We start from the raw sequence: 13618 nt of genomic DNA, 5'->3' as shown, positions 1-13618 counted from the left end.
TTTTATCATTATCAATGGATTCACATTTGAGTTTACTCTTTACATCCTTCTTTTCTAAAATATCGATTATACACCAAAACCATTGCATAAATGACTAAAAAAGAAAACGTAAAGATAATTAACCTTCCAGATTCAGGGACATGATCAAGATAGTCTGTTTCAAAAAACATAACAAACATCAAAAATGGCAATAGGAACAAAAACCAAATAAAATCTCGATCCATAAACATTTTTATAAAAAATAAAATGGCCCCGATGTAGACAATCATCAAAAACATAATCATTCACCAAATTCTATTTAATACTAGAGGTGTTGTAATGATTATATCGGATTTCTCCAGCGAAATATAGAGTCATTGGTTTTAATTTTATAAATTCCTTATAACTTTCAAACTGCTATTTTAACATAATAAGGGAATTTACTGCTGTAAAGACTCTAAGTGAGCAAAAAACTGCGGGTAAGAGACGGATACCGCGTCACGATTTTCAATAATTGTTTCCCCTTCTGCAATACAAGAGGCAACAGCGAGCATCATACCGATACGGTGATCTCCGTGGCTGTTTACATTTGCTCCGTGAAGTTTTGTACCTCCGTGAATAATCATTCCATCTTCCGTTGCTTCAATGTTAGCTCCCATTTTGGTTAACTCATTCACTACCGTATCAATACGGTTTGTTTCTTTGACTTTTAACTCTGCAGCATCTTTAATAACCGTGATTCCTTCTGCCTGTGTGGCAGCTAGTGCAATAATTGGGATTTCGTCAATTAGGCGTGGAATTAAGTCTCCGCCTACTTCTGTACCTTTTAAGTGAGAAGCTTCTACAACTAAATCTGCATAGGGTTCCGCTGTTTCTTTTGTTTCTTTGACTGTCTCGATCGAAGCGCCCATATTTGAAAGCACATCTAAAATACCCGTTCGAGTCGGATTCATCCCAACTTTTTGAATTTCAATGCGGCTGTTTGCAATAATAGCCCCCGCTACTAAAAAGAATGCAGCTGACGAAATATCACCAGGCACTTCTACATGCGTTCCTCTTAACGTTTGACCGCCTTCAATTGAAACCGTTAAGCCTTCTTCTTCGACTTTAACACCAAATGCCTCTAGCATACGTTCTGTATGATCACGTGATTTAGCCGGTTCCGTTACAGAAGTTGTTCCTTCCGCCTGCAGTCCAGCAAGTAAAATAGCTGATTTTACTTGTGCGCTTGCAACGGGAGATGTATAGTGTATACCTTTTGCTTGCCCACCTCGAATAACAAGCGGTGTAAAATTAGCATCTTTTCGACCGTCTAAATGAATATTCATATCACGAAGCGGACCGGTCACACGCTTCATGGGGCGTTTGGCAATGGATTCGTCTCCAATCAATGTTGAATGAAAGGGTGTATTTGCTAAAATCCCCATCATAAGGCGAATCGTTGTGCCCGAATTTCCAACATCTAAAATATCAGATGGCTCTTTTAGAGCTTGTATCCCTTTTCCTTTGACTACGACGCTTTGTTCATCAATCATTTGAATATCTACACCTAGTTTTTGAAAGCAGGAAATGGTGCTAAGGCAATCGTCACCTGGCAAAAACCCGTTAATCGTTGTTGTTCCTTCTGCGATTGAACCAAACATAACGGAGCGGTGAGAAATGGATTTATCTCCTGGAATTTGAATCGTTCCTCGTAAAGCTTTTACTGTCACAATATGTCTCTCCTTTTATGCGTGAAGCGAATCACGAAATTCTTTGGCATCTGAAAAGTAATCAAATAATTCGTGACCGTCACCTTTTTCTACTAATAGTTTTACTTGTTCCATTTCTTTCATCCAGTCATCAAGCAATGTTAAAAGCATAGAACGGTTTTGTTTTAGTATATCTCTCCACATATGAGGATTGCTTGAAGCAATTCTCGTAATATCTCGAAAACCGCCTGCTGCCATTTCCGTGACAAGATGATTCTGTGCTGAATATCCTTTTACTTGTCTTACAAGACTGGTCGCAATCACATGAGGTAAATGGCTGACAACTCCAGTGATTTGGTCATGAGTAGCTGCATCAAGCGGTACAAATTGTGCACCTGTAGGCTCTAGCAAATGCATAAGCGCATCTATTTTTTCTTTTTGCTCATTTTCAAACGGCGTTAAAATATAGCGCGCCGAACAAAATAAATCCGCTCGTGCATTGACTGCACCGCTCGTATGAGAACCAGCCATCGGATGCCCCCCAATAAATGAAATACGTTTCTTATTCAGCGCTTCGGCTGCTTTCATAATTTCACCTTTGGTACTTCCGACATCCGTTACGATAACCGTTTCTTTAAGCTTCCAAGTAGAAAGGTCGTGTATCCATGCTGTCGTGTACTCTACTGGAGTAGCAAGCACGATATAATCTGCTTGGGCTGCTTCTGTTTTTATATCTTCAGCTACATAATCAACGATACCTAGCTGGTTGGCTACTTGTACTTCATTTGTATTGATATCAGCTCCAACGACTGTGACGTGACGATGCTTCTTCATAGCTAGCGCTAATGATCCTCCAATAAGGCCGACGCCAATAAGTAATACACGTGTTTTCACCTTTCATTCTCCTCTATTCATTAAAATTGCTTTGCGTATTCTTCATGTTTTTTTACGTTTTCTTGAATTAACTGAATTCGATCTGCCCCAAATTGATCGATAATAGCAGATGCTAGTTCCCAAGCAATCACTGATTCTGCTACAACCGCTGCCGCCGGTACTGCACAGCTGTCTGAGCGTTCAATACTTGCAGCAAATGGTTCTTTTGTATCAATATCTACACTTTGCAGCGGCTTGTATAAGGTAGGAATAGGTTTCATGACGCCTCGCACAACAATCGGCATCCCTGTTGTCATGCCTCCTTCTAAACCTCCTGCATTGTTCGTTTTACGCGTATAGCCGTTTTGTTCATCCCATAGAATTTCATCATGGACTTCGCTTCCCGGTCTGCGAGCTGCTTCAAAGCCTACGCCGATTTCAACGCCTTTAAACGCGTTAATGCTCATAATAGCAGCAGCTAGCTTTGAATCTAACTTACGATCATAGTGCACGTAACTTCCCACTGCAGTAGGCATTCCTTCTACTACTACTTCCACTACGCCACCAATGCTGTCTCCATTTTCTTTTGCATCATCGATTGCTTTCATCATCTTCTGTCCTGCTTCTTCATCTAAACAGCGAACAGGTGACGCTTCTGTTTTTTCCTGAAGTTCTGTCAGTGACTCATATGCCGTTTTTTCAGCTTTCACACCGCCGATTTCAAGCACGTGACACGCAATATTTACGCCTACAGCTTTTAGTACTTGTTTGGCAACTGCGCCTGTGGCTACTCGCACCGTCGTTTCACGAGCAGATGAACGTTCCAATACGTTTCGCATATCTCTGTGACCGTATTTAATCGCTCCATTTAAATCCGCATGACCTGGACGAGGTTTTGTAATTTGTCGCTTTACTTCTTCATCATGATCAACTGGATCAGCACCCATAATATTTCTCCAGTGAGTAAAATCTTTGTTTTCAACGACTAAAGCAATGGGTGAACCAAGCGTCTCACCGTGGCGAACCCCGCCTTTAATCTGAACTTGATCTTTTTCAATCTGCATGCGGCGTCCGCGCCCATGTCCCTTTTGTCTTCTTGCTAAATCTTCATTAATATGTTCGGCTGTTAATTCAAGCCCTGCCGGTACTCCTTCAATAATCGCTGTTAATTGAGGTCCGTGCGATTCTCCTGCTGTTAAATATCTCATATTATCGATTCCTTTCTGTTATAAAAAATAAAAAAACTCGCCCCTATGTCATAGGGACGAGTTTTTCTCGCGATACCACCCTAGTTGCAAACATTGCTTGCCACCTCGAATTGTTAACGATCTGCTGACCGCTCTGTAAAAGAGTACTCAAAGAGTGTAATTCGCTCACATTTGTGTACTGACTTCCACCAACCGTCAGCTCTCTGAGACAGGGAAATGTTTGCTACTAGTTTCTTATCACTGTATCACTATGAAATTAAGATAATTTTACTGCTGCACCTTTTAATTCTTCCATGAATTTGTGGAATTCAGGAATGTTCATTTGCTGTGCTGAATCTGATAGTGCTACCGCTGGGTCTGGATGAACTTCTGCCATTACAGCATCTGCGCCGATAGCAATCGCTGCTTTTGCACATGGTAATAATAAGTCTTTGCGTCCTGTTGAATGCGTTACGTCTACTACAACTGGTAAATGCGTTTCTTTTTTCAAGATTGGAACAGCTGAGATATCTAATGTGTTGCGTGTTGCACGTTCGTATGTGCGGATACCGCGTTCACAAAGAATAATGTTTCCATTTCCGCGAGACATAATGTATTCAGCAGCGTTAATGAATTCTTCAATTGTTGCTGCCAATCCACGTTTTAAAAGAATCGGTTTGTCTACAGAACCTGCAGCTTTTAATAGCTCGAAGTTTTGCATGTTACGTGCACCAATTTGAATCACATCTACGTAGTCTAGAGCCGTTTCAATATCTTGAGGAGAAACAATTTCACTGATAATTGATAGGCCTAGCTCATCGCCTACTTGACGTAAGATTTTTAACCCTTCCACTCCAAGACCTTGGAAATCGTAAGGTGATGTACGTGGTTTGAACGCTCCGCCGCGCATTAACGTAATGCCTTGTTCTTTAAGGGCTAAGCCCACTTCTTTTACTTGTTCGTAGCTTTCTACTGCACATGGTCCCATTACAAATTCTAAATTTCCAGGTCCTACTTTTGTACCGTTGATGTCAACGATTGTATCTTCAGATTTCTTTTTACGAGATACAAGAAGTGCTTTGCGGTGATCGTCTTCTTGAAGCTCTAAGCTTGCTTTGAAAATTTCTTTGAAAATATGCTGAATTGTTGAAGCTTCGAATGGTCCATTATGGTTAGCTAAGATTTGATCTAACGATTTACGTTCACGCACTGGATCAAAGCGATTCACACCTTGTGTACCTTTTACTTTTCCGATTTCTTGTGCGATTTCACCGCGTTTATTTAATAATTCTAAAATTTCTAAATTTATTTCGTCGATTTGTCCTCGTAATTGTTCTAGTGATTTTGTCATTTTAAAAATCCTCCTTTGATTTTATAACCTTGAACGGATCTTCTCGTTTAGTTTGTATTGAAAAATCCGTTTTACACCTACACAGCCGCTTATGCGGATATACAAAAAGTCCCTACTGATTGTATCAGTAGGGACGAATTGATCGCGGTACCACCCTAATTGCAAGCATTGCTTGCCTCTTCATTAAGATAACGGCTATTGCCGCTTTTGACTATCGCCAAAAGAAAGCTCCAAGAATGTAATTCGCAATCTCTTTTGTACTGATTCGCACCAACCATCAGCTCTCTGAATACAGGGAAGATTTTGCTACTATGCTCTTTTCATCGCTTGTAATGGATATAAAATTATAATGGACCGAAATACAAAAAGTCCCTACTCACCCTTAAGATTTTTCTTAAGAGTCAGTAGGGACGAAAATTCGCGGTACCACCCTAGTTGCAAGCATTTTGCTTGCCTCTTCATTAAAATAACGGCCAGGCCGTCTTTTCCTACTCGGAAAAGATGCTCAAGGAATGTACTTCGAAAAAATTTGTGTTCTGACTCGCAGCAACCGTCAGCTCTCTGTTACAGGGAAATTTTTTCTACTAGTGCTCCTATCAACGCTCAGTATTGACTATGTATGTGTACTTGGATAATCAGTTCCGATCGTTTGAAACTGTTTGTCGCTTCCAAGTTGTGTGTAATGTTGTGTGATGTTGATTTGTATTATGAATGGTTTTTTTATCTTCGTCAACACTTTTTATCAATTTTTTTTATTTTTTAAAAACCATAGCTCCTTCAAACCCATCTCTATCAAGAGTTTTGCTGCTCTATTTTTTTTCAAACTTGTATTCCATTTCAGATTCACATTCAATAAACCCATGTTTTTGATACAAGCTTTTTCCAGCGGAAGAAGCATTTAACCATATTCGATTTACACCACTTTTTTGGCAGTACTGCATCAAATGCTTTAAAATAGCTGAAGAGTAGCCGTGCTTTCGGTGATCAAAAGCTGTATACATGTTCATAACATATGCTTCTTTTCCTTGGAGGCTACTCGGTGAAGGCGGACGTATAAAAAAGACGATGCTTCCTGCTGATACAATTTCTCCATCCGCTTTTAAAATAGCCGTATAGCTATTTGGATTATTTATATTTGCAGTAAAATATTCTTCTGTATCTTTTTGAAACAGCTCCTCGTTCCCGTTTAATTCTCCCAGTTCTTTCATGAGCAACATTCGCAGTTTAACCAAATCCTGAACGTTTTCTAGCGCTGCTTTTTCAACCATGACTTCCCCTCTTTTCGTCTCTTTTACACAAAAAAACTCTCATTATTTGAGAGCTTCATTTAAGCAAGAAAAACAGCTCCGTATACGAGTGCTCCGACAATAACGAACGCTGGATGCACACGTAATTTTTCCAATAAAAGAAAGCTGGCTACTACTAAAAATAAAGTTTGCCATATACCTGAATCACCGTATGAATTCATAAAAAATTCATACGCCATCAAGCCCAGTAAAATGGCGATAACGGGACGAATGTAGTTCGTCATTTTCTTAACATTTGGCGAATCTTTATACTTAAATAATATTCGAAGTAAAATAACTAAAAGTAAAACCGATGGAGCAATCGTTGCAAAAAGAGCAATCACAGAGCCTAAAATCCCTGCCTGCTGATATCCGATAAACCCCGCCATTTTTGTTGCAATCGGACCAGGAAGCGCATTTCCAATTGCCAGCATTTCACTAAACTCTTTGACGGTAAGCCAATGGTAGCGATCTACGACTTCTTTTTGAATAAGCGGAATCGACGCAGGTCCGCCTCCATAGCCTAAAATATTTGAAACAAAAAACGCCATAAATAGCTGAATATAAATCATACCGATTCCCTCTTCTGCTTGTGTTCAGCACTTTCGCCTTTTTTTCCTTTTCGTTTTAGCGGAATCCAAGCTGCCGCCATAAGAACAATAATAATGACCGCTGGATGGATATGGGCAAATTCCATTAATCCTAAGCTAATAATCAGTAAGATAATAGCTGGCGTCCACCCTAAACCAGATGTTGATTTTTTAAAAAAGTCCCACGTCATAACCGCGAGCATAACTCCCACTACAGGAACAACTGCTTTGGTCATGCCCATAACCCACGGCTGATCTTTAAATTGCGTTAAAGTTGTTAACAGCAATACCATTAAAAAAACGGTTGGAATAACGGCTGCAAATAAAGCTGTCCCGAGACCCAAAATACCGCCGACTCGATAGCCGATGTATCCAGCCAGCTTTGTAGCAATAGGCCCAGGCAGCGTATTGGCGATTGCTAACAAATCGCCAAATTCATCGTCATCCATCCATTTGTACGTATCGACCACTTCTTTTTTTACGAGTGGAATAGCTGAAGGTCCTCCTCCGTAGCCGAGCATACCTGAGCGAAAAAACGCTATAAAAATATCCAATTGTCGCATTTCTCGCGCTCCTTTCTCTGTGATCTAATAAGCAACGACCGCTCCGTCTGTTCGCGCTTCTGTGCCGCCGTATAATACGCCGGTTTGTTCATCTCTCAAAATAATCTGCCCTCTTCCAAACGTATGTCTGCTCGTAGCCACATGAATATCATGCCCTTTGCGTTCTAATGCTTCTACAATATGTGAAGGCATTTCTTTTTCCACAAGAACCTTTTTATGTTCAATCCACTGCCATCTTGGTGCATCTAAAGCTGCCTGAGGATTTAGATGAAAATCAATCATATTCATGACGACTTGCACATGTCCTTGAGGCTGCATGAATTTGCCCATTACACCGAATGGACCTACAGCACTTTTATTCTTTGTTAAAAATCCTGGAATAATGGTATGATAGGTCCGTTTTCCTGGCTCTAATCGGTTATGGTGCTGTGGGTCTAACGAAAAATTATGCCCGCGGTTTTGCAGGCATATGCCCGTATCAGGTACGACAAGTCCTGAGCCAAAATCCATGTAATTACTTTGAATGAATGATACCATGTTTCCTTCTCCATCAGCTGTCGCTAAATAGATCGTGCCGCTATGAGACGGCTGTCCGGCTTCGGGAATAAGCGCTTTTTCACCAATCAGTCCTCTGCGCTTGTTTGCATAAGAATCATTCAACAAATCTTCAACTGCTACTGTCATTTTATCAGCATCTGTAATGAATTTTTGTCCATCTGCAAACGCTAGCTTCATGGCTTCAATTTGCTTGTGATATGTATCGACAGAATCTTTGGCATCGAAAGAAAAGCCTTTTAGCGTATTTAAAGCTAAAAGTGCAATAAGGCCTTGGCCGTTAGGCGGAATTTCCCACACATCATATCCTCGGTAAGAAGTTGAAATTGGCTTCACCCACTCTGCTTTAAAAGCTGCTAAATCTTCTTTTGCTAAAAATCCGCCGTATTTTTTCGAAAAAGCTGCTATTTTATCAGCTAAATCCCCTCTGTAAAAAGATTCTCCATTCGTTTCGGCAATTTCAAGCAGCGTAGCAGCATGGTCCGGTGATCGCCACACTTCCCCTACTTTAGGAGCTGATCCATTGTTGGCAAACGTCTCAAACCAGTGCTTATATTCGTCACCTTTTAACGCGTGTGTAAATCGTTCAAACGCTCGTTCCCAATTGTACCCTAAAATCGGAGAGATTGGGAACCCTTCTTGTGCATATGAAATAGCAGGCTGCAGCACTTCTTTTAAAGATAGCCGCCCAAAGCGTTTTGACAGTTCTACCCACGCACTCGGGGCACCTGGGACCGTAACAGGAACAAAACCGCGAGCGGGCATCTCTTTTATCCCCATGGCACGCAGAGCCTCAATAGAGATAGAAGCAGGAGCAGGACCGCTCGCGTTGAGTCCGTATAGCTCTTCATTTATCCACACAAGAGCAAATGCGTCTCCGCCAATTCCATTTGACGTAGGCTCTACAACCGTTAAACAAGCCGCGGAGGCAATAGCAGCATCTACCGCATTGCCTCCTTTTTTCAACATTTCAAGACCCGCTTGAGCAGCAAGAGGCTGACTGGTTGCTACCATTCCGTTTTTTCCAAACGTACACGTACGCTGCGATGCATAGGGGTGTGTAAAAAAGTATTCACTCATAGAAAATCTCCTCTTTTCTTTATATGATGAATAAAACGAATCTCTACAGGCTAGACAACGCTACTTCTTCCTCGTAAACTTCTAATGCTGCTTGCAAAGCAGCACCTGCATTCACGCTTGCCCCGTTTCGAATAAGCACTGCTTCAAGACCAGCCAATGTAAATAGAACGTTGTCTTTTCGACAGCTGTATCCCATTGTACCGATACGCCATATTTTTCCGTGCATCGGCCCAAAAGAACTTGCAATTTCAATCCCAAATTGTTCAAGAAGCGTAGAACGAACTGTCTCTCCGTCAATACCTGGGGGAATTAAAACACAAGTAACGGTTGGAACTTTTGAATGCTCATCTCCGAATAACGATAATCCCATTGCTTTAATACCGGCTACAAGTGCTTTTTCATGGAGACGATGCCTTGCAAATCTTTCCTCTAATCCTTCTTCTAAAATAACGCGCAGCCCTTCCCTTAAAGCATAGAGCATGGACGTTGCTTCCGTGTGATGATTTAGCCTGCGCTCACTCCAATAGTCTTGAAGCTGACTTAAATCGAAATAGTTGCTGATAATATTGGGACGCAGACGAACAGTTTGAGCATCCGCTTTTGTTGCGATTCCTTTTTCAACTTTTTTGCGTTCCATGATAATTTTTTCAATACGATCATTGTACGTAATAGGTGCCATGCCCGACGGAACAGATAAACACTTTTGTGTACCTGCAATCAATGCGTCAATGTTCCACTCATCTACTTTTACATCCGTACCGCCAATAGTGGCTACTGCGTCGACGATAAATAAAACATCTTGGTTGCGGCATGCAGCACCAATTTCTTTAAGCCGCTGCATTCTTCCTGTAGACGTTTCACCATGAACCATTGCAACAATTTTCGGATTCACTTTTTTTATTTCATGGATAACTGTTTCAGGGTCAAACACTTCTCCCCATTCGCATTCAATATTGTGTACATCAGCTCCGTAGCGCTCGGCAATTTCCGTTAATAAATAGCCGAAGCGGCCGAAAATCGGGACAAATACTTTATCTCCAGGCTCAACTACACTTGCAAGAACTGCTTCAATCCCAGCTCTAGACGTTCCATCAACGGGAAAAGCCCATTTGTTTTTGGTTTGAAATAGTTCACGAAGCATTTCCATCGTTTCGTTCATAATGTGCGTAAATGCGGGGTCAAACTGACCTAAAATAGGTGTTCCTAATGCTCTTAATACGCGGGGATCTGCTTCTACGGGTCCGGGTGTCATAATCGTACGCGGCGGTGTATGAAGCTGTTTTGTTATAGTCATGTCAAATTCCTCCTAGTAGGCAAGTTTATATAATAGTTCTATTAAGACCTTTACTCCTTTTTCTAACTGTTCTCCTTTGGTGAATTCCTTTGGGGAATGGCTGATTCCATCTTGGCTCGGTACGAATAACAAACATGTGGGAACTCTTCGTCCGAATACCTGCGAGTCGTGTCCTGCACCGCTTACTAATTCTCGGGAGGAGATATTCTTTTCCGAGGAAATAATTTTGGAAAGTTCAGATAATTCTTCGCTCATGGCGACAGGTTTTTCATCCATCCAGCAGTCGATATTCACTTCTAAATCCCCTGCTGTTCGCTTTATAATTTCCTTCATTTCTCGTTCTGCCTCTTGTAAAACCTCATATTCATGATGTCTTATATCGACCGTGAATTCTACATATCCTGGTATTACATTCGGTGCATTTGGAGAAAGTGTAATTTTGCCAACCGTTACGTATAAAGCGTTATGATATTTTTCGCTCAATTCAATAAATGCTTTAGCAAGTTTGCAGCTCACATAAAATGCATCTTTTCTGATGTTCATCGGGGTTGTGCCCGCATGGTTACTTTCACCTTTAACAGATACTGTAAATCGTTTCTGCCCGACGATACTAGAAACAATTCCGATATCGCAACGAGACATTTCAAGCTGCTTTCCTTGTTCGATATGCAGTTCAATAAAAGAAGCGATGTCCGTGCGGTATGGCTCGCTGTGGAGGCCTTTTCCGAAATTAAGCTGTTTCATTGCGTCATCCAGCTTAACCCCTTCTTTATTTATAACATGTTTTGCATCACTTTTGCTGTGTAATCCATTCATATTACCTGATCCCCAATACGTAAGAGGAAATCTGCTACCTTCTTCTTCACAAAGTGATACGACCTCTAAGGTTTTTGTAGGGGAGCCGTAATGCGCATATAGGTACTGCAGAGCAATGATACCTGCCACAACACCAAACGCCCCGTCATACTTTCCTCCGTTTATCACGGTGTCGATATGGGATCCTGTTAAAATAACTTGTTGTTCTGAACCCGTTCCTTGCAACCGTCCAAATAAATTTCCTACATCATCGTAATACGTTTTGAGGTGAAGTCCCTTCATTTTTTCTTCCAATGCTTTTTGAGCTGCATTCCACTGTTCGGTATATAAAAGCCTCGTAACGCCTTCTTTTTCATCTAACCCAAACTGTGACAACCAGCTAACGTTTTCTTCGATTTGCTGACAAAGCTTAGATTTTCCCGTCATATCTGCAACCATTGCTATCCCTCCTGCTATCTTCATTTTAAGAAAATGACTGATTGTTTTCATTAACACTTCCTACAATGATTTAGTGTTTTTTTGGCTATTATCACTAAATATACAAAGTCTTATATACGTCACTTTTTCTAACATTATATGTTATTTATTTTATCTTACAGGATTGAATACACTTCTTCATTAACAATTTATACATTTTTTTCTGAAGATTTTATTTATTTTAACTAAACTTTCTTATAAAATAAAAGATAGATAAAGATACGCGCAGGTAAATGTGAGAATTTTTAACAAAAGGAGTAATAAATAATGGAACTACAAACTCTTTTACGCATTCCAATTTATGAAAAAGCAACTGTAGTAGCCGGGCAAAAAGGAGTCACCCGCAAAGTACATAACGTCAATATGATGGATGCACCCGATATTTTATCTTTTTTAAAAGAAGGAGAATTTTTAATTACAACGGGTTATCACTTCAAAGAACATGAAGAAAGCTTAGCAAAACTTGTAGAAGGAATGGCTAAAAAGAAATGTGCAGGATTGGCCATCAAAACAAAGCGCTTTTTCGAACACGTGCCTGCTTCTATTTGTCAGCTAGCTGATGAACTTCACTTTCCGATCATCGATTTCCAAACGGACGAAACGTTAGGCGCGGTTATTAACGAATCTCTCAGCTTTATTTTAGATAAAAAAACAGCCGAGCTTCAGCAAGCGATGGTCACACATCAGCTATTTTCCTCGTACATCTTACAAGGAAAAGGCATTGAGAAAATTATGCAATCTATTCAAACGTTATGCAATGCTCACGTTGCCCTTTTTGATACCCATGGCCATGAACTCTTTTATACAAACAAACGCGAACCTTTTTCACTCCCGATGGAAGAAGCGATAGCGGGCGCTAAGCAGTTGTTTTTACGAACGTCAAAATATACAACCTTTTCCTTTTTACACACCAAAAAAACCGTTACGCTTTTTCCGATTGCTACTCATACAAGAAAGTACAGTTATTTACTTATTGAACACCAAGTTTCTTTATCCGATTCAGCGCTCCTAACGATTGAACAAGCGACAAACGTTTTATCCTTCGAAATGATGAGACAGCAGGCTTTGTATGAAGCTGAACGGCGACGAAAAAACGATTTTTTCAATCAGCTTGTTAACAATTATTATAAAACGCTTGAAGATGCTTCCTTTCAAGCACAGATGATGGGCTTATCAGCAGGAAACAGCTATATTTGCGCCGTCGGGAAAATCCACTCTACATTCACGCCTTACAGCGATGATGATATGATCTATGAGCTCCTTCAATATGAGTTATCAACAGGTCATACAGAGGCCGTTTTGTTTTTCTATGACAATCTTTATATTCTTTTGTTTACACCTCATTCTCAACCTATGATTATAGAATGCTTGCATCGCTTGCAGGAAGCTGTTTACCGTCACTACGATAAGCGAATGTCATTTGGAGTTGGAAACCAAAGCCAATCCCTACTTACAATCGCTGACTCATATAAAGAAGCTGTTGAAGCTCTTGAAACCATCCATTTTAAAGATCAGTCGAAGCTTATTCAATTTTATCAGCCAAAACAGTTTAAAGAACTGCTGAGGTTGCTTCCAGCAAACGATTTACAAGATTACTATTCTCAAACATTAGAAGGTTTGCTGCAGTACGACAAGAAAGATCGCTCCATCTTACTTGACACGCTTGAAACATATCTAAATTCCAATTGCCAAATCTCAGAGACTGCTAAGCAGTTATTCGTTCACCGGAACACGGTGATCTATCGAATTGAAAAATGCGAAGAATTATTAAAAAGACCTATTCACACGTCAGAGGAAACCCTTCGGCTGCGCGTAGCTTTTCAAATTTTTTCTCTTGTGCATGCTAATTAAGTATAAATACAATAAAAAACGCCTG

At 40.4% G+C, this 13618-nt stretch carries 12 protein-coding genes and 3 other annotated features; of the genes, 1 reads left to right on the top strand and 11 read right to left on the bottom strand.

Annotated features, from left to right (window positions below):
* Window positions 1-32 precede the first annotated feature (32 nt).
* From AC4NPH_RS20690 to allC, 11 genes are all read right to left on the bottom strand, one after another.
* Window positions 33-278, bottom strand: coding sequence for a hypothetical protein (locus AC4NPH_RS20690; protein ID WP_013057694.1), 246 nt, complete (start codon window positions 276-278; stop codon window positions 33-35).
* Between the two features lie 141 nt (window positions 279-419).
* Window positions 420-1691: a 3-phosphoshikimate 1-carboxyvinyltransferase gene (aroA, locus tag AC4NPH_RS20685; RefSeq protein ID WP_053487429.1), complete on the bottom strand. Its 1272-nt coding sequence runs from the start codon at window positions 1689-1691 to the stop codon at window positions 420-422.
* A 15-nt stretch (window positions 1692-1706) separates the two neighbouring features.
* The gene (locus AC4NPH_RS20680; protein ID WP_013057696.1) at window positions 1707-2564 is read right to left on the bottom strand and encodes a prephenate dehydrogenase; all 858 of its coding nucleotides are present in this window, start codon (window positions 2562-2564) and stop codon (window positions 1707-1709) included.
* Between the two features lie 20 nt (window positions 2565-2584).
* Window positions 2585-3751: a chorismate synthase gene (gene aroC / locus AC4NPH_RS20675; protein ID WP_013057697.1), complete on the bottom strand. Its 1167-nt coding sequence runs from the start codon at window positions 3749-3751 to the stop codon at window positions 2585-2587.
* A 49-nt stretch (window positions 3752-3800) separates the two neighbouring features.
* Window positions 3801-4001, bottom strand: a binding site (T-box leader).
* A gap of 6 nt (window positions 4002-4007) precedes the next feature.
* Window positions 4008-5081: a bifunctional 3-deoxy-7-phosphoheptulonate synthase/chorismate mutase gene (locus AC4NPH_RS20670; protein WP_013057698.1), complete on the bottom strand. Its 1074-nt coding sequence runs from the start codon at window positions 5079-5081 to the stop codon at window positions 4008-4010.
* A gap of 126 nt (window positions 5082-5207) precedes the next feature.
* Window positions 5208-5414, bottom strand: a binding site (T-box leader).
* A gap of 70 nt (window positions 5415-5484) precedes the next feature.
* Window positions 5485-5690 (bottom strand) — a binding site (T-box leader).
* A gap of 200 nt (window positions 5691-5890) precedes the next feature.
* On the bottom strand, window positions 5891-6349 hold the full coding sequence (locus tag AC4NPH_RS20665; protein WP_098196676.1) for a GNAT family N-acetyltransferase: 459 nt from the start codon (window positions 6347-6349) through the stop codon (window positions 5891-5893).
* Window positions 6350-6408: 59 nt separating this feature from the next.
* Window positions 6409-6939 carry a chromate transporter gene (locus AC4NPH_RS20660; RefSeq protein WP_013057700.1) on the bottom strand — a complete coding sequence of 177 codons (531 nt, stop codon included), beginning with the start codon at window positions 6937-6939 and terminating at the stop codon, window positions 6409-6411.
* Window positions 6936-7520 (bottom strand): chromate transporter, encoded by a 585-nt coding sequence (locus tag AC4NPH_RS20655; protein ID WP_013057701.1) that lies wholly within the window; start codon window positions 7518-7520, stop codon window positions 6936-6938. Before AC4NPH_RS20655 ends, AC4NPH_RS20660 begins: the two co-directional genes overlap by 4 nt.
* A 24-nt stretch (window positions 7521-7544) precedes the next feature.
* The gene (gene ggt, locus AC4NPH_RS20650) at window positions 7545-9155 is read right to left on the bottom strand and encodes a gamma-glutamyltransferase (RefSeq protein ID WP_057273475.1); all 1611 of its coding nucleotides are present in this window, start codon (window positions 9153-9155) and stop codon (window positions 7545-7547) included.
* A 43-nt stretch (window positions 9156-9198) separates the two neighbouring features.
* A complete protein-coding gene (locus AC4NPH_RS20645; RefSeq protein WP_029322648.1) occupies window positions 9199-10449 on the bottom strand; it encodes a pyridoxal-phosphate-dependent aminotransferase family protein in 1251 nt (416 codons plus the stop codon).
* A gap of 12 nt (window positions 10450-10461) precedes the next feature.
* Window positions 10462-11703, bottom strand: a complete 1242-nt coding sequence (gene allC / locus AC4NPH_RS20640) for an allantoate deiminase (RefSeq protein ID WP_029322650.1) — start codon at window positions 11701-11703, stop codon at window positions 10462-10464.
* A gap of 306 nt (window positions 11704-12009) precedes the next feature.
* On the opposite strand from allC, the gene AC4NPH_RS20635 reads away from it, so the two are divergent.
* Complete coding sequence (locus tag AC4NPH_RS20635; protein WP_098314643.1) at window positions 12010-13593, top strand: PucR family transcriptional regulator; 1584 nt, start codon at window positions 12010-12012, stop codon at window positions 13591-13593.
* Window positions 13594-13618: the final 25 nt, after the last annotated feature.

This window comes from Priestia sp. MDV22-iso46 (genome assembly GCF_058629175.1).
Note: the sequence above shows the minus strand (reverse complement) of the source record. Positions and strands in the feature narration are given on the sequence as shown.

Bases quoted from the DNA above. Each gene is read 5' to 3' on its own strand.
- AC4NPH_RS20690 (WP_013057694.1), bottom strand. From the start codon at position 278: ATGTTTTTGATGATTGTCTACATCGGGGCCATTTTATTTTTTATAAAA.
- aroC (WP_013057697.1), bottom strand. From the start codon at position 3,751: ATGAGATATTTAACAGCAGGAGAATCGCACGGACCTCAATTAACAGCG.
- AC4NPH_RS20670 (WP_013057698.1), bottom strand. From the start codon at position 5,081: ATGACAAAATCACTAGAACAATTACGAGGACAAATCGACGAAATAAAT.
- AC4NPH_RS20665 (WP_098196676.1), bottom strand. From the start codon at position 6,349: ATGGTTGAAAAAGCAGCGCTAGAAAACGTTCAGGATTTGGTTAAACTG.
- AC4NPH_RS20660 (WP_013057700.1), bottom strand. From the start codon at position 6,939: ATGATTTATATTCAGCTATTTATGGCGTTTTTTGTTTCAAATATTTTA.
- AC4NPH_RS20655 (WP_013057701.1), bottom strand. From the start codon at position 7,520: ATGCGACAATTGGATATTTTTATAGCGTTTTTTCGCTCAGGTATGCTC.
- ggt (WP_057273475.1), bottom strand. From the start codon at position 9,155: ATGAGTGAATACTTTTTTACACACCCCTATGCATCGCAGCGTACGTGT.
- AC4NPH_RS20645 (WP_029322648.1), bottom strand. From the start codon at position 10,449: ATGACTATAACAAAACAGCTTCATACACCGCCGCGTACGATTATGACA.
- allC (WP_029322650.1), bottom strand. From the start codon at position 11,703: ATGGTTGCAGATATGACGGGAAAATCTAAGCTTTGTCAGCAAATCGAA.
- AC4NPH_RS20635 (WP_098314643.1), top strand. From the start codon at position 12,010: ATGGAACTACAAACTCTTTTACGCATTCCAATTTATGAAAAAGCAACT.